Here is a 22,606-nt window from a genome sequence, read left to right as displayed (position 1 = left end):
CCTCGGGTGCCGGCACGCTCCGCTGCGCCGCTGAAGTGTTAGGCCATGAAACCGTCCTGCATCTACTCAGGGACACACTCCAGCCGTGGCTGTGCACCCATGCTTCGGTCAGCCCACTCTGCCCTCCAAGAGGTGGTCGCGATGACGCGTGACCATCCGGTGACTGTGAGAGTCCTGATGGCTCGGGTCCGACGACACGTCTACGACGCCGCTGCGGCCACTGGTGATCCGGTAGCTACTCAGCAGGTCGGGTCCGTGCGCGTCGGCGCGTAGCTACCGGTAGTGCACGTGAAGAAGCGGCTGCATGTGTCCGCCAACACGAAGCCAGCGCTGGTCACTCGCCGGCAGTGGATTGCCGATGTCATCCTAGCGGCGATACTGCAGCGAGATCACAAATAAACGGGCCATTTCGTGCCACATCAGCTGAGGACTCACTGAGCAGACAATACTCATGACAAGTCCAGTTGATGGGTACTAGATAAGGCATAGAGACCCTACGACGTGCCGTCTGTGCACGCCAATTCCAGCCTCGAAGGCCCTGGGCGCAGCTTGCAAGAGCGGCTTCCCATATCGCCGAGTCGTCGTGAGAACTGAAGGTGTGATGGCTATGCGCGGCCATGAGCCTGGAAAGACCGTGACATCGAAGGTACTCGCCTTGCTTGCCGCATTTGAGGGTGGATCCGAAAGACTGAGACTGAGCGACATGGCAGCTCGCAGCGGTGTCGCAGTCAGCACTGCACACCGACTGGTAACCGAACTCACCACCTGGGGGGCCTTGCAACGCGGTGAGGACGGGCGCTACCAGGTAGGGATTCGGATCTGGGAACTTGGTCAGCACGCGGCTCGTGAGCTGACCGAGGTAGCACATCCCTACCTGCACGATCTCTTCGAGCTCACACGCGAAAATGTGCATCTCTCGATCAGGCAGGGAACCGACGTGCTCTACCTTGAACGCTTCTACGGCAGCCGTCGTGTGCCCTTGGTTGCCCAGGTAGGCGGGCGGTTGCCGCTTCATCCCACAGCTGTCGGGAAGGTGATACTGGCCTACGAAGAAGCCTGGTTTCGCGATACCTACCTGGCTAGAACATTGGAGAGGCGCACTGCCTTCACTATCACTGAGCCAGGGAGGCTGAGCCGAGAGCTGCTCCAGATCCGGGCGCAAGGGTACGCTGTGACACGCGAAGAAATTCGGCTTGGCACCTGCTCTGTTGCGGTTCCGGTGCTGTCTGCACAGGGCACTTGCCACGCTGCCATCGGCATCGTGATGGCTACAGGACGCGCGGTAGAACTCCCCAGGCTCGTAGCTCCGCTTCAAGGCACTGCGCGCCGCGTCGAGGCAGCGCTTTGGCCAGGCCTGGTAAAGAGTCGGCCAGCCCACAGCCTGTGGCATGCGTGAGATCTGCTGATCAGAGGTGCAACTGAAGATTACCGATTACGCATGGGCCATCCTTGATCTGCACCAGGCACGGTCACCGGCCCCAGGCTGATCTACTCCGCACCCACCTCGACCGCCCCGCCAAAGGCCGGGGCAAGGGCTTCACCAACGTGTGGCTTGCCCGGTAGACCGGCCAGCACCTGGACACGGTGCGGCGTTGGAAGGGCTGTTCGCCGAGCAGGGCTTGCCGGGCCTGGCCGATCGCAAGCGCTCGGGCCGCCCGCACGCGTTCACCGCGCTGCAGCAGTGTCGCTCCTGGAGCTCATCACCGATCCTGGTTTTCGCCTCAAGGGCCGAACGCGTCCTGGACCTGTACGCGCGGACCTGGCATGGCGAGGCGCTTGGGGAGGACGAGTACGTCATCAGTGCGGATGAGAAGACTTCGATCCAGGCCGAGGACCGCCACAACGCGACGGCACAGCCGTTTCGGTGGAAGTACACCACCGCCGACCTGGACGATCTGCTGGCCAGGATCGACCGACACACCCTCGGGCCGAGAAGGAGAATCCTCGACCTGGCCAGCTGCATGATCGCCCTGGAAGGGCTTCCTGAGCCCCGGGCTTCCACAGCCCGACAACGCCTCTCTCCTGTTCGCCCAGATCCTGGTCAGCAAGCTTCGGGATCCGGCGGATGGCGGCGGCCGCGGCATCATGTTCACCACCACCGGACCGCTGTACGACGCGGGCGGAAGCGCTATCCGTGCATGGCTGCTCGACCAGGGTCTCCTGGACGCAGTGGTCGCATTGCCCGAAGGGCTCAGCACCAGCACCGGAGTGCGGCTGTACGCGCTGGTCTTCTCCAAACGTCGACGCAAGGTGCTGTTCATCGACCTCCGCGGCTTCTATCAGGACGGGGACGCCCGTCGACTCGAACGCCGCACAATCAGCGAGGCGGCTCTCGACGAACTGTCCCGCAGCCTGAGGCATTCAAAGCCGACGGCCTACAGCCGGACAGCCGCAGCAAAGGATCTGTCCTTCCGACAGGTCAGCGTCACCCACCACACCACCGCGGTCACCAGCAGGCGCGAGGCGGGCAATGTTCCTGCCGGCGACCTCCACCACCGAAGCCTGGCGCGACTCGGGCCCTCGGCCTGCCCAACATCGGCTATCGCGAGCGAAACGGACCACCGACTCTGTCGGCGGCCCGTCAGGAAAGATCGGGGCTAGCTGCCTGATCATATTCCATCAAAGCGAGTTCACCTGGGCAGCCGTCGACGAGGCGACGCTGATACGATGACCGATATGGACTATGAATTATCGGGTCTCGAATGGAAGTTGACGACGTACTGGGAGAAAAGCGCCTCGCAATATCAGGCATCCGTGTACGTGAGTGAACTGTTGGAGCAGTTGGCGAAAACTAACTGGTGGCCGAGATTGGAGTATGTAGGTCACAGTTTCTGGGATATGCACGAGCGGCAAGACAGGACCACCTTCTCACCGATGCGAACGCTCGAAGACCTCCAGAAGGTGACGGCAGGAGCCCATGGAACCTTCACACTGACGCAAGGAGGTGCACGTGAAGCCGTGTACACAATGGAGAGCGAGGCATTCTTCACGTTCGATCAAAGAAAAGACTTCCTCGAGGTGAAAGCAGGTGCTTCTTCAACCACTCTCGCTGATATGAAGGAGCGGTCTCTCGACGACATCATCGACCTTGTGTGCGCACTGAAGCGTGCTCGGCCCGAGATCCGCGTGTCGCACGCATCCGCTGCCCCTTTCGGTCCTCTCTTCTTCAACGACCGCAAACCACCAGCCGTGCATCGCCCTCTGCACGCCGTCGTCGATATCTTCGACCCTCAAGCCAGTGAAGAGGAGCGCGCGTTGGCTCATGCGCCTACTCCGCCCACAGTCCGCCGTCGTGAGCGGGACGGCTTGACGATACTTTCGTGGGTGAATGATCCGTCGTGCTGGGATCAGACCCGCGCTGCTGCCGCTCATCATGAACGGTGGATGACGCGGTGGGTCCGCCCTTTCGTGGCCGACGGGTGGCAAGGGGAGCTATGGCGTGCAGAAATGTCACGGATTGTGCAGCACGGGTAGCCTCCATTCCCGAGAGCGTCGCCATTGCCAGACACTCACGCCCTCCTGAGGAAGTGGGCGGCGCTGTCGCACGTCCAGCTGCACGTATGGTCCGGCCCGCTGCCCGAATCCGTGCTTCGGAACGTGTACGCCGCTTCCGAGGCGGCCGTGGTCGCCCGCAGGCTCGGGGTGACCAAGGAATCCGGCTGGTCGTCGACGCTCTACGCCTGGGGTTCCGCTGATCGTCTCCGATCACGACCCCGCGCTCACCAAGGCTCTGGTCGGCCACGACTGGGCCCGACCTGCCCGACAGCCGATGGAGCCGGTGTCCTGCGAGACCTTGCCTGGTCCCCGCTGCCCCGGCCTGCCGAGAGCGCGGCCGCCGGACTCAGCGTGCCCACAGTCGGCAAACAGGCCGGTTTGCTTACCGAGTTGAGGGATCTATGGTGATGCCCGCACTGCCCCCGCTGATCGCTGTTGACGGACCCGTCGAACCCGCCCCTGCTCACCGCCTGGTCACCCACTACCTGGCGCTCGGGATCGAGCGCCAGGAACTGCCGTAGGCTGCCCCGCGAGCTCTTCACGGGCCTTATCCGTCGTGGTGAGAGCAGCTATGGCTTCACGATGAGCAGATGCTGGCCGAGGCGCTCGAACGCGATTGCGCCTACGTTCCGGCTGTAGCCGGCGGCATCCGGGTCAGTGCTTTGGCCGAGGCCTTCAGCAACCAGCGCTTCAAGCAGAGACGCTTCGGTGTTGTGGCATGGCCAGATGTCCGCATGAGCGCGTTGACCCTCGCGCGGTCGAGCCATGGACATGGGGCAGTGCCGAGCGCCTTCGCCATAGCGCTCATGGCACGATGAACGATCTCGTCCGCCACCGGAGCCGTTGGTGGCTGATCCGGCTCTTGGTTGCGGCCAGCAGCAGCTTGACGAGGTCGTCGATACCCAGGGCCGCCTGGCCGATCGAGAGCTGACCTTCGTCCTTCAGTGCTTGGCACAGCAACCGAAGGAAGAGCGAGTTGTCGAATCCCTCCTGCACGGGGGACGCGGCCGGGGGTTCGAGCTCGTAATAGTCGGTGTACCGCTTTGAGCGCGTCGTACTCAAGGCGCTCGAAGCCCTCCGCACGATCTCGGGGATACTCAGGGCATCCAGCACTACTTCCGGCCGGTAGTGCGACCGCAGGGTGAAGACGACGCGAAGGTGTTCGTACCGGCTCATCTTGGTGACCAGCGAGACCAGTTCGTGCTGCCGCAGAGACCGTAGAACCGATTCGTTCAAGGCGTCGATCACCAGCTGCACCGGGCTTGCTGCAGATCGGCCAGGTGATCCACGCCAGCACCGTTCTCGTGGACCCGGGAACTGACCGGCCGATCATGTCTGTGTCCCTGGATGGGCGCGGTCTACAGCGACGAACAAGCACGCGCTGGAAATCCTGGCGAAGATGAACGCCGACCGGTCATCGCTCAACGCCATCGAGGAACGCGTCGCCCATGAGCGCAGCCGCCTGAACACCAGGGACCAAAACGGCAAGAGGATCGACAACCTCACCCCTCCTCCTGGAGCGATCAGGCCGACCATGCCGAAGACGGACTCCTTCGCCGTCGGTACCGGCGCCGGCATCTACCCCCTCTCCCTGCTGCGGGAACACATCCAGCGAGTCTTCGGTAACGCCGTCTCCCTGCTCGACCTGAGCACCGCAACGTCCTGGACGAGATCACCGAACCCCGGCCGCTCACGGGCGACCTCCCGGGTTTGGACTTTAAGCAGCCACCATGGGGCGAGCCTCTAAGATGGGGGCCCACATCGGGCCATTGCGGGCAGGTCAACAGACCGCCCGAGTCGCCGCAAGCTTACGGGCCCCAACCTTTGGCTCCACGGCAGCTTCAGCCGAAAGTCTCCAGACCAGCCGTGTGGGTCACTCAAGGGCTGCCGTTGGTGAGGAGCAGGTAGCAGGTGCGGTCGCGATGGATGAAAGTCGCCGTATCAGAGTCGCTGCCATCGAAATACACGGGCCGCACAGGCTCTTCGCCATTGAAATAGCCGGACGGGCGCAAGAAGTCTGGTTCGACCGAAGCGACCATCCACGTGGAGCCATCCTGGCTGAACAGCTCTTGAGTGAAATCGTGAGCCAGCCGTTCGGCGTCCGCGTCGGTGTAGTGGGTCATGTATGGGCTAAATGCCTCGCAGAGCATCCAACGCAGTCGCGCACGAAAGCCTGCGTAGCTGAGTGAGCTGGTCGCCGCAAGAAATCCGTCGCGAAGGAGGGGGCGCTCGTTGTGATGCCCGTCGAAGTCAGACAGGTTGCACCAGTCGCGATCACGGTCCGCGGCGAGCATCATCTCTTCGAAGAGACTGCTGCGTAGGTAGGCGTGGAGGACCTGCTGCCGGTTTCCCGCGGTGATTGGCACGTCGGTGGAGACCTTGAGCAGCAGGGTGTTGCTGTTCATCGTCGTGTCGACGGCCGACAGGAACGCGTCGACCGCAGGACGGTCGAGGTCGTCCGATAGGCCGGTGAACCTCACCAGATTCCCCCTTGCTCGTTCTGTCAGCCTTCCGTATTGGGTGTGTACCGCGAAGTTAGATAGATGAGGAAGACGACTCTGTCCGCACCCCGGGTTCCGTCCTCTAGCTTGCGGGCGACCTCATCCGGCGACAGCCTACGAAGGATGCGTGCACTCCATCCCAGGGCCGTAACCCCGCCGTGCCCGATCGCGCACGAGAACCGCGGGGAAGCAAGGTGCCCTCACGGCCGGCCAGGGGGACACCTGTGCTGAGCCACACCAGCGAGGTCTTTCAACAACACGTCAGCCACTAGTTCCTCGACCACGGCGGTACCGTGCCCTGCCATGATCTGGGCCAGCTCAGGGTCCCAGGGTGCTTCGGTGATGCGCCCGGGCTGAGGACCGCGCGGGTTGCGGGCGACCGCAGCACGATAGTCCGCTGCCGTCATGCGCCAAGGGCGCGCCGACGTCTTGTCCAGGACGTACGCGGCGATGCGGAGGCCCTCGCCGTCGAAGTCGCCGTGGTAGCGAAGATCCGCGCCGTGGTCCGCGAGCATGCGCAGGAGCTGGATCGCGGCGCTGTTGGGCCAGCCGGACGTACAGACGAGCGGCGGGCAGCGGGGACCGAAGCGGCGTAGGGCCAGCGCCAGGATGCTGGGGTTCTCCACGACGTGGACGACGGGTTCTGGGGCCTCGGAAAGGATGAACTGGCCCGGGTACCGGACGTGGGCGAGGGTCAGACTGGTGGCCTGACCGGCCTCTGTGCACGCTGTGGCCACCCGGGCGAGCAGGCCGTCGCCGGCTGGGCGCAGTCCGCCGACGAGGACGGTGGCTGACAGCTCGTCGTCGGCGACACCCGCGCGGGTCCACAGGGCACGCCGTTGCGCGGCGGACTGCGGAGGATCGGTGTCGTACAGGGTTGCCAGGGCGCGCAGGACGAGTGCGGACAGGGGTGTGCCGTCGTCGAGTGCGTGCGCTTGGCCGCTCAGGACCCGGGCGGTGAAGACGGGTAGGGGTTCTGCCTGGCCGGGCAGTTCGGCGAGCACCTTGAGCGCGTCTGTGAGCAGCGTACGGGTGTGCTCCGCCGAGCCGGCGACCACGCCGGCTGCCCGGCAGGTGGCGGCCCAGTGGGAGAGCACCGGCTGGGCCCTCACCGTCTCGTGCTCGGTCAGCCAGGTCCACAGCTCGGCCCGTTCGTCCTTCTGGCGGCGCCGCTCGCCGGCTCTGTCGCCGAGCGGGCCGACGAGCTCGGTGACGACTTCCCGTACTGTGCGGCCGGAGAGTTCCGTGACGGCGTCTTCCAGGCGGGTCAGTGCGACGGAGGGACGTGCGTCCGGCAGGCGGTCGAGGCCGAGGAGGTCGGCGAGCGCCTCGCGCTGGGTGTCGTCGAGCGGTCCGAGGCGCACCCGTGTGACGGGGCGGCCCGAGGAGAGGCGGCTGTGGAGCGTGTCCCACAGGGGGCGGAGTTCGGGGCGGCGCAGGGTGGCGTCGCCCGAGGCCGGTTCCGTGGGGATCGTCGCTTCGGTGCTGGTCATCCCACCTCCAGGTCGCTGCCGTTCCAGACGAAGCGGGCGCTGGTGACCGCGTCGTCGTCCCCGCCGGTGAGGAGTTGGTGGACGGCGATGCCGGGCAACTCGCCGTAGGTGCACCATTCGTGGTCGGAGGTGACCATGAGATCCAGGTCGAGTGCGGTGAGCAGCGCGAAGACCTGTCCCCGATTGACCGTGTCGACACCGACGAAGACCTCGTCCAGCAGGATCGGCCGGGGTGCCAGGGGCACGGCCTCGTAGTGGGCGGCGACGGCGGCGAAGAGGGGCAGGTGCAGTGCGATGGCCTTCTCGCCGCCGGAGAGCGCGCCGTGAAGCTTCTGGGTCAGCGGCTGCCAGCCGGTCCCGTTCGCCCGGTCGAGGCGGACGGTGAAGCGGTGCCAGGCGGTGTAGTCGAGCACCTCACCGAGTTGTTCCTCCCAGCTCGCGGCCGTCTCGTTGCTCTTGGCCTCCTCGATGCGGGCGCGGAAGAAGACGTACAGGGCCTCCCGGTCGCTCTCGGTGACCCGGCCGGGGTCCTTGAGCAGCAGCTGACGGGCGGTGCGGGTGCTGTCCGGGAGGTCCGGGCGGACGTCCCAGACGAGTTGGACGGCGACGTTGGAGGCGGTGCGGACCCGCTCCAGGTGCCGGTTCATACGGTCGACGAGTTCGCCGGCCTGGCGGATGCGGGCCGCGAGGTGGCGGCGGATGTCGCCGGTGAGGATCTGGTCGAAGAGGCGCTGCTCGGCGGCCGTGATGTCGTTGCGGCTGTGGTCCCGTTCCTGGGTGAGCGTGTTGAGCAGGCCCGTCGCCCCCACACGTACGCCGTCCAGGGTGGCGGTGAAGAGCTGGATGTCGTCGTCCGGTTCCAGGTCCAGGTCGGCACGGGCGCCGAGGCGCCGGCGGGCCTCGTGGACCGCTTCGGACAGGCGGGTCGCGGCGTCGCCCAGGTTTCGTGGGGCGTGCGGGATGTCCTGCCACTTCGCCGCCGTGGCGCGGGCGGCCTCCAGGGTGGCCTTGGTGCCGTCCCCGGCGTCGAGTGCCGGTGTGATGCCGGCGTCCTCGGCCAGCCCGGCCAGGCACAGGTGCCGGAACCGGTGCGCCGCCGCGTCCCGGGTCGCGACGGCCTGTTCCCGTCGTTCGGCGTCCTGACCGCTGGTGGCCCGCAGTTTTCCGACCTGTCCTTCCAGACGCAGCAGGAGTTCGGCGGCCCTGCCGGCCTCCTTACGGCAGCGACGCAGCTCGGCGCGCGCCTCGGCGACGCGTGCGACGATCTGCCGGTAGTCCGCGCCGATGGTGGCTTCCACTGCTTCCAGGCGCGCTCTGAGCCCCGTTGCCTCCGCTTCGGCGGCGGCCGCGTCCTCGGCGCGTTCCTCGGCGGTCCGGCGCGATCGGTCTGCCTGCGCGGCCCGCTGGCGGGCCCGGTCGGCGGCGGCGGTAGCGGCGAGCCGGGCGTCCACCCAGATCTCGGCCGTGTCCCGGAACCTGTCGATGGCGTCGGAGAGCGCACGCAACCTGGCGCGGTCGGTGGGCAGTCCGTGTTCGGCGGCCCGGCGGTCGAGCGTGCGCAGAGCGCCCGCCACTTCCCTCTCGCACCGCGCCAGGCGTCCGGCGACGTCACGCACGGCGTCGTCCCGAGCCGCCACGGTGTCCTCCGCGCGGTCCCGGTCACGCCGCCGGGCGTCGAGTTCCCGGTGGTCGGGGCGGGCGGCGCGGTCGGCGTCCAGCCGGGCGCGGCGAGCGGCGAGGCCGCGCAGTCGGTCGTCGAGTGCGGCGAGGGAGGCGTTCGTCTCGCCGATGCGGTCGGTCAGTTCGCCGATCATGCGCTGCCGGGCACGCTGACGTGCCAGGGCGCCGATGTGGGCCGGTTCCGGCTTGCTCCATGTCCCGGTGGCGAGCGCGAGACGCCAGGCGCCGTCGGCTGAGACGGCCGCGGGGTGCCCGCCCGGCAGGGTGGGGCCGTAGGCGATGCCTGCGAGGATGCGGGTCACGGTGTCGGATGGTACGGGGATGTCCTCCTCGGGCCTGAGCACCTCCAGCAGGCTGGGCCCTGGGGCGGTCGCGGCCAGGGCGGCCTCGGCGCGGGTGTCATGACCCGGCAGCGTGAGTCCGTCGTAGGGACTGACCCAGGCGTCCAGGAGACCCGACGCCTCCAGTGCAGCCTCCACCGCGGACTGGACGGGTAGCGGGACGCCTTCCCGGAAGGCGACCACTCGCCACAGGGGTGCTCCCGCCGTCGCCGTACGGACGGCGGTGCGGGTGGACGGGGGAACGGGCGGCAGGTCGGTTTCACCGCTCAGCCGTCGTAGCTCCTCCTCCAGCCGGTTCCGCTCGTCCCGCAGGCCCTGACGTGCGGCTCGAGTGGTGGCCTCCGCCGTGGCGATCTCCAGTTCCAGAGGGCGCGCGGCGGCTTCGGTCAGGGCCGTCACCTCGGCCTCCGCCGCCGCGGCGGCAGCCAGTTCGTCGAGGTCGGTGATGCGCAGTTCCGTGCATTCCTCGGCCCAGGCGAGCAGGCGTTCCGCCTGTGCGGCAAGGGCGTCGTCCCAGGCGGCGGACGCCTCGTCCCGCCGGGCAATCGCCTCTGCGAGACGGGTGCGGGCCCCGTCCAGCAGTTCCTCGGCGGCGCCTCGGTCGCTTACGGCGCGATCATGCTCGTCGATTGCCTCGGTGACGAGGGTGATCTGCTGCCGTCGGGCGGTGTCCGCGCCGCGCAGCAGCCGACGAGCTTGTCGCGCGCCGTTCTCGCCCGTCGTGCGCAGGCTGCCGCCCTGGTCGCGTCCCGAGCTGTGGGGAAGGGCCACCGTAGGAACCGCCTCGAGGACCGTCCTCACCTCGTGGTGGATGGACTCCAGCCCTGCCGCCCGGGCCGCCCTGTGTGCTACCCCGGTGGCTTCGCGCGCGTGCTCGCCGAGTGTGCGGGCCTGGTCCGCCGCCTCGTCGGCGTGCTGCTGTTCCTCCTCCGACCGGGCCTGAGCGGCCTGGGCAGCGGCTCGCTGCCTTTCGGCGGTAGCTGCCACGTCTTCGGTGCGGCGGCGGAGCCGGTCGAGTTCCTCGCCCTGCTGGTACGCGTCACTCTCGCGCAGGCCCTCGACGGTCTCGTCCAGCCCATGCGCGCGCAGCTCCTGTTCCTCGCGCCGGGCCCGGGCCGACCGGCGTTCCGCCAGAGCCTGTTCGAGGTCCTCGGCGCTCTGGCGGGCGACGCGTGTGAGGTTGTCCATCTCGGTCGTGGCCGAGATGAGCGCGGCGGAACTCGCCCGCAGGACCCGCCGCGCGTAGGCACGCTGCCGGGACGCGACGGTCTCGGCGGCCGTCACCTCGTCGTCGAGCCGCTTGAGGTGTTCGCGCTGCCGGTCGAGCCGTTCGAAGCCCTCGGCGAGTTCGGCGATCTCCCCCTCGCCCAGCGGGGGCAGGGCACGGGACAGCAGGGTGGAGAGCAGGGAAGGGTCGAGCCGCTCCGACAGTTTGGGCTGACGCAGCTGGAGCAGCGCGGACAGCAGCGACTCGTAACGCTGCTCTCCCATCCCCGCGAAGAGTTCACGCCGTACGGCCGTGCGGTAGTCGGTGGCCGAGACATGGATGTTGCCGCGGTCGCGCAGGGCTTCGGCGAGGGCGGCCCGGGTCAGTGGCTGTCCCGCCTCGTTGACGAGGAGGACACCGCCGGGACGGGCGATCCTGGAGCCGGTGGTGAAGTAGTCGGCGTGTACCGCGCTGGTGTGCACACTCGCCTGCAGGCGCGCCCCGCAGCCGAACCACCGTTCGGTGCCGTCGTCGCCGACGCGGCGGAACTCCATCCACACGTATCCGACTCGGGTCTTGCCGGAAGCGCCCTCGCCCAGCAGGTTCCAGTGCATGGTGCGTTCCGAACCGCCAAATGTGGACAGGCGGTTGGGGCGGAGGCTGGCGTCGAAGAGGAACGGCAGCAGCAGTTCCAGGGCCTTGGACTTGCCCGAACCGTTCTGGCCGCGCAGCAGCAGGCGGCCCTGGTGGAACGTGAACGTCTCGTCGTAGTAGCGCCAGACGTTGAGGATGCCGGCGCGGTGGGGCTGCCAGCGGCTGCCGGCGGCAGCCGCCGCTCGGGCGGCCCCTGCCACGGCCGGTTCGGTCGGCTCCGGCAGCCGCGGGAAGGGAAGCTCGGTCACGCTCACTGCTCGTCTCCTTCTGCGGCGCCGCCTTCGGCGGCCGGGCCGCCCGCCGCCTGGGGGGAGGTGGCGTCCCACTCCGGTCCGGGCTTGTTGTCCCGGTCCTGTCCCGGCTTGTCGTCCCGGTCCGAACTCGTCGTCTCCGTCAGGCGGTAGCGGTACGCGGCCGGGCACGCGACGACACGCCCCCCGGCCCGGTAGGCCAGGCCGACGTCACGCAGGACGCGTACGGCGTCGTCGGACAGCCGGGCCGCGCCGTCCTCGGACTGGTATGCCCTGGCCCACCGCGGGAAACGTCGCAGCAGATCCGCTCCGGCTTCGGCGAGCTGTTCGGGCAGCAGCCCGGCGGGCGCGGTGCACAGCGGCTCCAGGAGGAGCAGCGCGGCGACCCGGGCAGTGGATGTGTCGTCGGGGAAGCGGACATCGGTGGCCAGCCCGTCCGGGTCCACGAGCAGGAAGCCCTCGGCTCGTTCCTCCAGCAGGAAACCGGCCTGCTCGACCGAGCGGCGCAGGATCTGGCGTCCGGTCAGTGAGGTGACGTACGCCAGCTCGTCGTCGGTGAGGTCCGTCCGGTACAGCACGGGGTCGTCGAAGAGGCGGCGCAGCACCGAGTGGCGCAGCCTCAGGTTGCGTTGCGCGTCCGTGGCGGCTCTCTCACCGTACGACTCGTCCGGCGTGCCGTCGGCGCCCGCGCCGCCGTAGCGGCGCTCCCGCACCAGACCGGTGAGGAGTTCCCCGAACCGCGCGGGCACCTCGTCCGGGGGTACGGCGAAACGGGAGGCGCCGACGGGCGCGGCGGGCAGCCGCATCAGCAGCGTGGTGTCGACCCGGTAGAGGACCTTCGCCTCGGCGGACTCGATGTACGCCTCGGTGCTCCCGTCGACCGCGCGCAGCACGTCGTACGACTCCATCAGCTTCAGGACGTCGACGAACGCCATCCGCTCCGGCTTGTGCACCGGGTCGAACGCGGCCAGCGCCCGGTCGGCCGACGTGGCCTGCACGACACGGTCGGCGAGCATGCCGATGGTCGTCATCGGGATGGACAGCAGCTCGGCAGCGGTCACGCACAGCAGCACGTAACGCCGGCGGTCGAACGGGGCCCGGCCGGAACGGACCCTGCGGGCCGGCCGGGAGCCGTCCGGGTCGGCGCGGACCTTGGTGAGGCGGGCATAGCCGCGGCGCGGTTCCACCACCAGGCTCCAGCCGCAGGTGTAGTCGAACCACTGGGCCAGCGGCTCGCGACGGCGGCGTACCAGTTCGAAGCCGGCCGGGTCGGTGGCCTCGGTCAGCAGGGGCCGGGCCAGCAGAAGACGAATGGCACGGGCGACCTGCTCCCGCTCCGCGGCGGCAAGTTGGTTGGCGAGGGTACTCATCCGGCTGCCTCCCGCCGCGCGGCACCCGGGCGTGGTGTGGCGCTCGCACCGCCGGCCGTGGTGATGTGCACAACGTAGTCCGGTCCGGCGAGTGTGCCCTTCATCGTGCGCAGTACGGCGGTGCGCTCGTCGGGAGGTGGGGACAGCGCGATCTCCACCCGGCCGTCCCCCGTCGTGGCGCGCCGCAAGCCGGTCTTGTCCGGCCGGGCGGACAGGGCCCGGCCCACCAGGTCGAGCAGCCGCTCGAAGACGGCGGGATCCAGGGTGCCGAAGGAGGACAGGCGCAGGGGGCCGTCCGTCTCCAACGCCTGCCAGGCACGGGCGAGTTCCGCCCGCTCCGCGCGGGCCCGCTCCGCGCGCTCGGCCCTGACCGCCGTGACGTCCCGCACCCTGGCCGTGCGCGTGAAGCGCTCGGTCCGTCCGCTGGTCCGCAGCAGCGCCGACACCTCCACGGGCGGAGCCTCGGACCAGGAACGGGACGACGGGATCAACTCCGGGTCCGGGTGGGCGAGGTGAGCATGGCGCGCCGGGCCGAGTCCGAAGGCCGCCGACCACAGCCGGTGCAGGTCCTCCTCCGCCGGGGCCGCGGCGAACCAGCGCGCCAGCTCGCGGAAGTCCTGTACGGCGCTGGAGGAGCGGCGCCGTGACTCGTTGATCCGCTCCAGGACCTGCAGGAGCGAGACGATGGCGCGCCGAGCGATGTCGTGCAGCTGCTCGATCCGGGGCCGTGCCCCGTCGTCCGGCAGAAACCACGCCCGCAGGCCCGCCCAGCGCGCCCGCCTGCTCTCCAGCCAGCCGGCCGCAGGGTCCTCACCGGCGACCGGAGGCAGTTCGGCCCCGCGCAGGGCGCGCTCGCGCAGCACGGCGGTCCCCCGCTCCTCCACCCGGGCCACGGCCGCGGCGACCGCCTGTCCGCGCCGGTCGAGGTTGACCAGGAACTCCTGGAGGTACGCGACGGTGGCCGCCTTGACCTCACGGAACACCTCCAGGTCCGCACCCTCGGCACGCAGCAGGCGCTGCAGTTCGCCGTTGAACGCCTTGGTGTTCTCCACCAGTGCATCCAAGTGCGCCTCCAGCTCGCGCAGGGTGCTGAAGATCCGCCGGTCGGCGGAGGGGGGTTCGCCGGACAACAGGCACAAGTCGTCCAGGCGGTCGGCGATGGCCTCCAGCACGGCCGTCTGCAACGCTCCTGTGGAAGCCAGCACCTCTAACGCGTGCCGCACTCCGGCCAGAGCCGCCTCACCCCGGCGGGTCAGCGAGTACTGGAGGTTGCGCCGCTCGTACTCCTCAGCCGTGCGGTAGTTCTCCGCATGGTTGTGCACGACGTCGAGGAGCTCCCACTTCACGAGCCGGGAGAGCGCGTCGTGCAGGTCCCTGTCGTCAACGGCCGCCACCCAGCCCACCATGCGCAGTCGCTCGCGTACCGCCTCGGGCCCCAGCGTGGTTTCGAGGTGCTCGCCGGCCACGCCGAAGGCATCCAGCACCGCCCCGTTCAGGTCGGCCTTTTCACCCGTCGTAAACCGGAACATGTCCGGTGGCACCCTGCGCACGCCTGTTGTCCCTCCCCACCGCCCCGGCGACATCCTGATCTCCACCGTAGAGGGCGGCACCGACATCACGGGCCGTGTCCCGGAAGAGGGCGTGCGCCCCGGTCACCAGGGTGCAGCCGCGCCGCCCCTCGCCGCAGGAGGCACCGAGTGATGCGTGCCTCTCAGTACGACCTTGCGCGACAACAGCCCTTGGCACCCGCTCAGGCGGCCACGTCACGTCGAGCCGCCAGTACTGTGGCTGCCTTGTGTCAGGCGTCAGGGATGTTTTGATCGATGCCGCGAGCCGCGACCGCCCGCCGCTTCGAGCAGGACGTTCGTGCGGCCCTCCCGGACCGCGCCGACCGGATCCTCGCCGACCCCGCTTGGGCCGCCCTGACCACAACCCTCGCCCACGCTGAAACCGCCGGCCACAACCCCCGACGCCCCTGGCCGAAGTGGGCACCCAACGAGAGCTCGACAGCGCCGAGCACCCCGCCGAGGTCGTCAACTGGCGCATCGTACGCCGGTCACGCCGGGGCGTGCCGCATAGTTGCCAGGCCTACACCGCTCGGTTATGTAGAGGGCTGAGCCTTCCACGGGGAAGACTGACCACGTGTGGACACTGCCGTAGCCGGTACTCGCTGCCCCGTGCCCGATCCTGCTCGCTCCCGGGGTGGGCCGCGGAGCTGAAGTTATGGATGAGGTCAGGAGCGGAACGGCCGACGCCTGCGAGGTTCCCCAAGGCTGGCGTTAAGCATGCGCACGCGCTCGGAGGTTGCTTCGTAGGCTGCTTCCACTGCCTCGGTCATCTCTCCAAGGTCTGTGTAGACGCCGATCCCAAGAGTCGTAACCGTCCACGAGCTCGAAAGGCTGACGCGTAGCCCGGCCGTCTACTGGGCTGGTGCCAAGATCATCGCGCCTAGTCACTCCCGTTTACCGTCGGAATCGATCTGTTTCACCTCTGGACAGTCAGCCCCTCCCTCATGACACAGTAGGCGCATGAGTTGGACAAATACCGCAGTCATACAGGCGCCTGCTGCGACCGTCTGGAACATCGTCTCAGACGTGACGAGCTGGCCCGACTTTCTTCCCACCATGCAGCGGGTGACCCGCGTCGATCAAGGCCCCTTGCGCCTGGGAAGCAGCGCCATGGTGAAACAGCCATTACAACGCTCCGCGTTATGGACCGTGACTGATTACGAGCCGAACACGTCCTTCGTCTGGGAGAGTCACCGCAAAAACATAACGATGACCGGCATTCACATCGTCAAGGACCTTGGCCATTGCTGCGAGAACACCCTGTGCCTCGAAGTGAAGGGTACGGGGGCACGTTTCGCCAAGACAACTATGGGCTTCATGTTTCAGCGCGTGCTCGTTTCGGAGAGCAAAGCCTTCGCTCGATACGCTCTCCAGCGGAAGGCCATCACTGATGGTGACATCACCGAGCGGGACTGGAAGAGGGGCTGACAACAAAGGAACCTGTCGCGGCCCATGGCAATATCCGACGGGGGCTCTACGACGCCTCCGACGAAGCGTTGGCTTCACTTTCTTTGCACGCAGCTTGGAGAATTCAGCTACTACTACCTCGTCTCCCGCGCCCGCAGGAGACGACGCTAAAGTATGAGAAAAAAAGGCTGGCGGTCAGATGACGGGCCCATAAAACCCGGCCGGAGTTCCCGTCGAATGGAGCTATACCACCCACCGCTCCGGCTCTCGGTCTCGGCAGTGCAGGACAGACACTCTGCTCCACGCTGCGCGTCTACGCCTCGTCGGCGGTGCAACCCATATCGGTTTCCGGCTGGAGGGAACCGCAGCTATCACACTCGCCTCAACTTCAGGATCGCACGTACTCCTGCGCGCTCTCAGTGAACCTCCTTCATCCTGGGGTCCGAGGAGCGAAATGGGCTGGTCAGCGTGGGGGTGACGTGGCGAAGCCCCTCGTCGTTGGTGTGGTGATCTCACTCATCACGCCGACGGCCGGGGGGCTTCGTTGGATGCGTATCCCTCCACGCTCGATGTCCCGCACGAGCTGGATGAGCATGTCTCCTGGCTCATCTGCACCCAGGGCCTCCCCCTGAGTGGTGGACACGCTGATAATGGATCTGCTTGATCCGGAGGAAGCGAGAAGACCGCCGATGGCGATGAAGGACTATTCGGACGAGTTCAAGGCCGATGCTGTGGCCCTGTACGAGTCCCCACCTGGGGCGACGTACAAGAGCATCGCTGCTGACCTGGGCGTTAACCGGGCGTCCCTGCGCGAGTGGGTGCTGCGGGACCGCGAACGCCGTGGCGTCACCGCCGCGGCTGGGAAGTCGGCCGCCCGACCTCGGGAGGCGGCACCGTCCGCCGATCCGGACGAGCGGGTCCGGCAGCTGGAGGCGAGGGTGGCAGAACTCGAGGCGAGTGAGCGCAAGCTCGCCACCGAGCGGGACATCCTCCGCCAGGCGGCCAAGTATTTCGCCGGGGAGACGAACTGGTGATGAGCCGCTTTCAGTTCGTTGACGACCACCGGGACACCTACGAGGTGAAGCGGCTCTGCCAGGTCCTGGACGTGAACCGGTCCAGCTACTACATGTGGCTCGCGGGCGCCGAGGCCCGGGCCGCCCGGCACCACAAGGACCGGGTCCTGGCCGAGGAGATCCGTCAGGTCCACGGCGAGTCCGGCGGCGCCTACGGCTCCCCGCGCGTGACCGCCGAGCTCCGCGAGAAAGGGCGGCGGGTCAACGAAAAGCGGGTCGCCCGGATCATGCGGACGTTCTCCATCACCGGAATCCGCCTGCGCAGACGCGTGCGCACCACCGTCCCGGACCCGGCCACCTCACCGGTTCCAGACCTGTTCCAGCGGGACTTGTCCATCGCCGACCACATGCGCACCAGTTTGGTCGCCGACGCACTGCAAATGGCAGCCGCGACCCGCGGCGGCCTGGACGGCGCCGTGTTCCACTCCGACCACGGGGCCCAGTACGCCTCCCAGGCTTTCGCCGGCCTCTGCGACCAACTCGGGGTCACCCGGTCGATGGGCGCGGTCGGCACCAGCGCCGACAACGCGGCCTGCGAAAGCTTCCACGCGTCCCTGAAACGCGAGACCCTCCAGGGCGCCCACCACTACGGCGACGCCGACGCCTGCAGAAGGACCGTCTTCGCCTGGCTGACCCGCTACAACACCCGCCGCCGGCACTCCGCCAACGGCCACCTCAGCCCCAACGAATACGAACGCCGACACCACACCGCTAAACTCACGCTCGCCGCGTGATCAATAACCGCGTGCCCACCTTCGCGAGGGAAGGCCCCCCGAAGGCGTGAACTTCGCTCACCATGGCGGAGGTTGACCTGCTTCAAGCAGGCACTGCTGGCACTGGCCCACCTGCGGAGGAACTAGACGTTCGCACAGGTCGGCGCGGGGTTCGGGGTGTCGGAGGCGACGGCCTGGCGCTACGGCGACGAGACGCTCGAGGTCCTGGCCGCCTGGGCGCCGGGCCTGCACGAGGCCCTGGTCGGGCTGGGCGAGGGGGACTTCGTCATCGTCGACGGGACGCTCATCCCGGCCGACCGCGTCAAGGCGGACGAGCTGTACTACTCGATGAAGCACCGCAGACACGGCATGAACGTCCAGGTCATCGCCCGGCCCGACGGCACACCGCTCTGATTCTCCCGCGCGACACCCGGCCGCACTCACGACCTGACCTCCGCCCGCGCCCACGGCATCCTCCAGGCCTGCCTCACCCGACAGATCCTCGTTCTGGCCGACCGCGCCTACCAGGGCGCCGGCGCCACGTTCCGCACCCCCTACCACCACCACAGCGAACAACCCGAGCACTACCAGCAGTTCAACCGCGACCACGCCCGACTGCGAACCCCCGGAGAACGCGCCTTCGCCCAACTCAAGTCCTGGCGCATCCTCCGACGAGCCAGATGCTCAACCAGCCGCATCAGTCGCACCGTCCAAGCCATCCACGTCCTGCTGACCTGAGACTTTCCACGATGAAAGAGGCTCACTAAACGCTTCTCATCCTGTGGTTCGAGGGTGATGACGGCTGGTGGTCGGGGGTCGTAACGCGGCAGGGCTCCTGGTCGTTTCGGCTGGTGATCTCACTCGCCAACGTCTCGACGCAGGAGCCCTGTTGGTCCCGTATCGTGCCATGCTCGACGTCCCGCACGAGGTTGTTGAGCACGTTTCCTGGCTCATCTACGCCCGAAGGTGTGAGCTGAACTCCCGCTGGCGCAGGCTGGGCTGCTTCCGGCAGGCTCTGCTGGTCCTGGTTCACCTGCGCAAGAACGAGACTCTGGCCCAGGTTGCTGCGGGGTTCGGCGTCTCCACCGCCACCGCCGCACGGTACGTGAGCGAAACGATCGACATCCTCGCCGAGCGCGCCCCGAGCCTGCACGAGGCCCTGCGCGAGCCGCCGCCGGAGGGATTCGTCATCCTCGACGGCCCCCTGATCGCCACCGACCGTATCGCCGCGGACGAGCCGTACTACTCGATGAAGCACCGCCGTCACGGGATGAACGTGCAGGTCGTGGCCGCCCCGGACGGAACACCCCTGTGGTTCTCGCGAGCGTTGCCCGGCCGCACGCACGACCTGACTGCAGCCTGCGCACACGGTGTGATCCAAACCTGTCTGTCCCGTCAGCTCCTCGTCCTGGCCGACCGCGCCCTACCAGGGCGCCGGCGCCACCGTCCGCACTCCCTACTACCGCCACCACGAACTTCCCGAGCACTACCAGCAGTACAACCGGGACCACGCCCGGCTGCGAGCACCGGGCGAACGCGCCTTCGCCCGCCTCAAGCAATGACGGATCCTCCACAAGGCCCGGTGCAGCACCAACCGCATCGGGCACACGGTCGCTGCCGTTCACGCCATCGAGATCACCTGGCGCTCAAGATGAGAAGCGTTCACTGACGACGCTGATCGTCACTCAGGAGGGTGATCGAAGATGCAAGCTGTCCCCGTCTAAGCTTGTCCTACCTTCCAAGCGTGGTTTGAGCCGGTCATTCGAAGATCGGCGAGACCAGGGGTACTTGGTATGGCTGTGAGCTTGTCGCCGTTGGATGGCTCAACGAACTTGGCCGCTCGGGAGCCCCGCGACGACTCGATCGCTAATTGGGATACGCGACCTGGAAGCCGACATCCGGGCCTGGGTCAAGGGCGGAAACGAAGATCCCACGCCCTTCATCTGGACCGAGATCATCGACTCCCTAGCCCGCTTCTGCCGACGCATCTCCGACGCAGGATACTTGGTCAACGTCCCCAACCCCGGCCATATTTCATCTGCGAGTAATCAGTTCAGGAAGCAGCGCGGGACGAGCTATCTCTCAGCAACATCCTCATACCTATTCTGCCCGCACGTATGCGATTGTTCACCGTTCCCAAAGATACGCCTACTTCTCTGCTGATTTCACGCTGCGACCTACCCTCTATGTAGGCAAGCCGTATAACATCACCCTGCTCGGGCGTGAGAGACATTAAGGCGTGATCCACTTCCCATTTGGCAAGAATGGACTCCTCAAACGACGCTTCAACATCGAGACTCCTCGCCGCCTTGTCGTCAATTGAAAGGCATTGCATGTGTTTCCGCTCTTGACGAAAGGCGTCGATTGCCGCATGACGCACGATCGTCTTCAGCCACGGCCACATGTCACGAGAAGGGTCATACGAATCAGCGGCCAGCCATGCCCGAAGAAGAGCCTGCTGCACAACATCGCGCGCCATTTCTCGATCCTTGAGTAACATAACAGCTGCGCTATGCAAGGAGCGCTCATAAATCCCAACAACCTCACGCATCGCCTTCTCTTCTCCACGGGAAAACCCCTCCCGAACCCACCTCTCTGCGAGCCCCGTTGGTTCCACCATCAGAATTCCTCATCACGTCCGCGTGGCAATTTTTCACTATTTGAGAGATCTAGCCTGAGTTAAACGCATGACGCAAGGAATGCTCGTGCATTGGGTAAGGACTACTTGTTCAAATGCGGGATGCGGTACACATGCGGGACTATGTCCGTGGTCTGCTGGGACGGGCGACACGCAAAAACGGCTGGCAGCTCGCGGAGTGGGCGGGTCACCGCACTCCGGACGGCTTTCAGCGGTTGCTCAACAGCAGTGTCTGGGACGCGGACGCCTTGCGTGATGACGTCCGTGATTATGTCGCCGAACGGCTCGGACCTGGCGGTGTGCTGATCATCGACGACACCGGGTTCATCAAGAAGGGCACCACCCCGGCCGGGGTCGGCCGGCAGTACACCGGTACTTCCGGAAAGATCGACAACTGCCAGATCGGGGTGTTCGCCGCCTACGCCACCAGTTCGGGCCGGGCCCTGGTGGACCGCGAGCTCTACCTGCCCAAAGCCTGGACTTCCGACCGGCACGGTGCCGGGGGGGCGAAGATCCCCGACGAGCGGGGCTTTGCGACCAAGGGTGAACTGGCCCGGGACATGGTGCGCCGCTGCCTCACGGCCGACCTGCCCGCCAGGTGGGTCACCGCGGATGAGGCCTACGGGCAGGACTGGCACTTTCGTCGCCTGCTCGAGCAACTCGACGTCGGCTATGTGGTGGCAGTGCCCAAGTCCCAGCAGATCAAGTTGGCTGGAGTTCCTTGCCGAGCGGGGCGTCAATCCGTTCAGCGACCGCGATGAGTTGCGGTCGGCACTGAGCGCCTTCTCTGAGTACCGCTTCTCCGGCCCGTTGGCTGCCCGGTGGGATGTGAGCACGTGGGACCTCAACGTGAAGACGGTGGCCCGCTTCTACGCCTGGGCGGTTGACCAGGGCTTTTGCTCCGCACAGCCGTTCACGTATGCCGTGGTCAGGCGGTACACGGAGGCCGGAGTACAGCAGACGCGCCGGAACACCGCGACCCTTCGGCGGGCGAAGGCCCACTCCAAGGTGAAGTACCTCGATGCCGACTTCCGGCGGCTGTTTCTGCAGGGTTTGGGTGGTCTCGGTCCGGACGGCGAACCTGACGGCTTCCGGGGGCGTCACCTCGGGCGCAACGCCGCCATGGGGCGGCTGGTGATCTCAAGCGGTCTACGCGCTCAGGAGTTCACCCACCTGCTGACGTACGAGCTTCCGGGACTTCCGGCGCGCCGCAGTGCGGTACCGGTCCGATTCCCGCTGGCCGCTCAGATCACGAAGGGCAAGAAGGCCCGTGAGACCTGGGTGAGTTACGAAGCCCTGGAGGAGTTCTGGCAGTACATCGAGCTGGACAGGGCTGCTGTCCAGCTCGGGCGCGAGTACGTCCCAGATCAGCGGCTGGGACCTCGCCTGGTCATCTCGGCGCCGGACTGGGAGGGAGCGAAGATTGATGGCCGGCGGGTGTCGTGGCGGAAGCTGACGCCGGAAGAGCGGTTGCAGCTAGTGACGCCAGAGGGAACTCCGGCGATCAACGCGGTTCAGTCGAACGGCAGCCCGTTCACTGACTGGGCGACGACGTTCCGCCGCACATCCGTGCGCATCCGGCGCGACTTCGAGCCTCGCTTCCCGACGGTGGGCCCGCACTTGCTCCGGCACACCTTCGCCATGGCCACCCTGGAGAAGCTGGTCAAGGGCCACTACGCGCGGGCCGCAGCTCTGATCGCCGACGTGGACGAGGACGCGGCACTCGCGCTCTACCTGACCAAGCAGGACCCGATGCTGTGCTGCGTGACCTGCTCGGGCACGCGAGCGTGACGACGACGGAAATTTACCTCCAGCGTCTCGATGTCCATCAGCTATGCCTCCCGCGTCATGCTCGCCGCGACCCGCGAGTTCGAGGACCTCGCCGAACCCGAGGACTGGTCGGTCGCCCACCAGAAACTCGCCCTCGCCCACCGCGGGGCCGGCGACCTGACCAACGCCCTGCACTTCATCTCCATCGCCCGCAGCACGGCCGCGACAGACGCGCCGATGCAGCGGGTCCGCCTGGAAACCGCCCACGGCCACATCCTGCTGTCCGATCCCGCCACCCGCGATGATGGCCTTCACGTACTCGACAAAGCAGCCAAGCTGGCTGGGCAGTTCGGCCTCAGCCACCAGCTGACCAGCATCGAGGGCATCAGGGCCATGAGCGAGGGGCCCGCCGGCCCCCGACGACGGTGACCAGGGAGAAGATCGC

15 protein-coding genes and 6 pseudogenes are annotated in these 22,606 nt (G+C 67.2%); 14 read left to right on the top strand and 7 right to left on the bottom strand.

All coding sequences use genetic code 11. The features are described 5' to 3' along the window. The first annotated feature begins 607 nt into the window (after positions 1-607). The 4 genes from BM536_RS02050 to BM536_RS40150 all read left to right on the top strand — a co-directional run bounded on the left by BM536_RS02050 (position 608) and on the right by BM536_RS40150 (position 4,313). Positions 608-1,396: an IclR family transcriptional regulator gene (locus tag BM536_RS02050; RefSeq protein ID WP_211362804.1), complete on the top strand. Its 789-nt coding sequence runs from the start codon at positions 608-610 to the stop codon at positions 1,394-1,396. 587 nt (positions 1,397-1,983) lie between these two features. Then, positions 1,984-2,601, top strand: coding sequence for an N-6 DNA methylase (locus tag BM536_RS02045; RefSeq protein WP_079274914.1), 618 nt, complete (start codon positions 1,984-1,986; stop codon positions 2,599-2,601). Positions 2,602-2,667: 66 nt separating this feature from the next. After that, entirely contained in the window at positions 2,668-3,474 is an 807-nt protein-coding gene (locus BM536_RS40155; RefSeq protein ID WP_143650759.1) for a hypothetical protein, read from the top strand. A gap of 611 nt (positions 3,475-4,085) precedes the next feature. Continuing rightward, positions 4,086-4,313: a hypothetical protein gene (locus BM536_RS40150; protein WP_143650756.1), complete on the top strand. Its 228-nt coding sequence runs from the start codon at positions 4,086-4,088 to the stop codon at positions 4,311-4,313. On the opposite strand, the gene BM536_RS02035 is transcribed toward BM536_RS40150, so the two are convergent. Continuing rightward, on the bottom strand, positions 4,300-4,752 hold the full coding sequence (locus BM536_RS02035) for a hypothetical protein (RefSeq protein WP_073491846.1): 453 nt from the start codon (positions 4,750-4,752) through the stop codon (positions 4,300-4,302). The two genes, BM536_RS40150 and BM536_RS02035, sit on opposite strands and share 14 nt — an antisense overlap. 142 nt (positions 4,753-4,894) lie before the next feature. On the opposite strand from BM536_RS02035, the gene BM536_RS02030 reads away from it, so the two are divergent. Next, entirely contained in the window at positions 4,895-5,242 is a 348-nt protein-coding gene (locus BM536_RS02030; protein ID WP_073491845.1) for a hypothetical protein, read from the top strand. 130 nt (positions 5,243-5,372) lie between these two features. On the opposite strand, the gene BM536_RS02025 is transcribed toward BM536_RS02030, so the two are convergent. The 5 genes from BM536_RS02025 to BM536_RS02005 form a co-directional block, all read right to left on the bottom strand. Next, on the bottom strand, positions 5,373-5,975 hold the full coding sequence (locus tag BM536_RS02025) for a hypothetical protein (RefSeq protein ID WP_073491844.1): 603 nt from the start codon (positions 5,973-5,975) through the stop codon (positions 5,373-5,375). Between the two features lie 221 nt (positions 5,976-6,196). Then, positions 6,197-7,489, bottom strand: coding sequence for a TIGR02679 family protein (locus BM536_RS02020; RefSeq protein ID WP_073491843.1), 1,293 nt, complete (start codon positions 7,487-7,489; stop codon positions 6,197-6,199). Next, positions 7,486-11,625, bottom strand: coding sequence for a TIGR02680 family protein (locus BM536_RS02015; protein ID WP_073491842.1), 4,140 nt, complete (start codon positions 11,623-11,625; stop codon positions 7,486-7,488). Before BM536_RS02015 ends, BM536_RS02020 begins: the two co-directional genes overlap by 4 nt. Continuing rightward, entirely contained in the window at positions 11,622-12,992 is a 1,371-nt protein-coding gene (locus BM536_RS02010) for a TIGR02678 family protein (RefSeq protein ID WP_073491841.1), read from the bottom strand. Before BM536_RS02010 ends, BM536_RS02015 begins: the two co-directional genes overlap by 4 nt. Next, positions 12,989-14,521 carry a TIGR02677 family protein gene (locus BM536_RS02005; protein WP_245873229.1) on the bottom strand — a complete coding sequence of 511 codons (1,533 nt, stop codon included), beginning with the start codon at positions 14,519-14,521 and terminating at the stop codon, positions 12,989-12,991. The genes BM536_RS02010 and BM536_RS02005 overlap by 4 nt, the downstream gene beginning before the upstream one ends. On the opposite strand from BM536_RS02005, the gene BM536_RS41605 reads away from it, so the two are divergent. From BM536_RS41605 to BM536_RS01980, 6 genes and pseudogenes are all read left to right on the top strand, one after another. After that, on the top strand, positions 14,520-14,693 hold the full coding sequence (locus tag BM536_RS41605; RefSeq protein WP_211362814.1) for a hypothetical protein: 174 nt from the start codon (positions 14,520-14,522) through the stop codon (positions 14,691-14,693). The two genes, BM536_RS02005 and BM536_RS41605, sit on opposite strands and share 2 nt — an antisense overlap. A 125-nt stretch (positions 14,694-14,818) precedes the next feature. Continuing rightward, positions 14,819-15,057: pseudogene (locus tag BM536_RS42215) on the top strand (relaxase/mobilization nuclease domain-containing protein); the annotation flags it as partial. Positions 15,058-15,520: 463 nt separating this feature from the next. Continuing rightward, positions 15,521-15,988 (top strand): SRPBCC family protein, encoded by a 468-nt coding sequence (locus tag BM536_RS01995; protein WP_073491839.1) that lies wholly within the window; start codon positions 15,521-15,523, stop codon positions 15,986-15,988. Positions 15,989-16,656: 668 nt separating this feature from the next. Next, positions 16,657-17,774, top strand: a pseudogene (locus BM536_RS01990) (IS3 family transposase). A 3-nt stretch (positions 17,775-17,777) separates the two neighbouring features. Beyond that, positions 17,778-18,491 (top strand): annotated as a pseudogene (locus BM536_RS01985) (transposase family protein). Between the two features lie 169 nt (positions 18,492-18,660). Then, positions 18,661-19,408 (top strand): annotated as a pseudogene (locus BM536_RS01980) (transposase family protein). A 398-nt stretch (positions 19,409-19,806) separates the two neighbouring features. On the opposite strand, the gene BM536_RS01970 reads toward BM536_RS01980, so the two are convergent. Next, on the bottom strand, positions 19,807-20,373 hold the full coding sequence (locus BM536_RS01970) for an RNA polymerase sigma factor (protein WP_073491836.1): 567 nt from the start codon (positions 20,371-20,373) through the stop codon (positions 19,807-19,809). A 131-nt stretch (positions 20,374-20,504) separates the two neighbouring features. Between BM536_RS01970 and BM536_RS01965 the strand changes: the two are divergent. The 3 genes and pseudogenes from BM536_RS01965 to BM536_RS01955 form a co-directional block, all read left to right on the top strand. Beyond that, positions 20,505-21,074, top strand: a pseudogene (locus tag BM536_RS01965) (IS701 family transposase); the annotation flags it as partial. Between the two features lie 145 nt (positions 21,075-21,219). Continuing rightward, entirely contained in the window at positions 21,220-22,182 is a 963-nt protein-coding gene (locus BM536_RS01960) for a hypothetical protein (protein ID WP_143650753.1), read from the top strand. Between the two features lie 42 nt (positions 22,183-22,224). After that, positions 22,225-22,590, top strand: a pseudogene (locus BM536_RS01955) (hypothetical protein); the annotation flags it as partial. Between the last annotated feature and the right edge of the window lie 16 nt (positions 22,591-22,606).

This window comes from Streptomyces phaeoluteigriseus, from assembly GCF_001896135.2.
Classification (GTDB): domain Bacteria; phylum Actinomycetota; class Actinomycetes; order Streptomycetales; family Streptomycetaceae; genus Streptomyces; species Streptomyces phaeoluteigriseus.
This window is presented reverse-complemented; position numbering and strand designations above follow the sequence as displayed.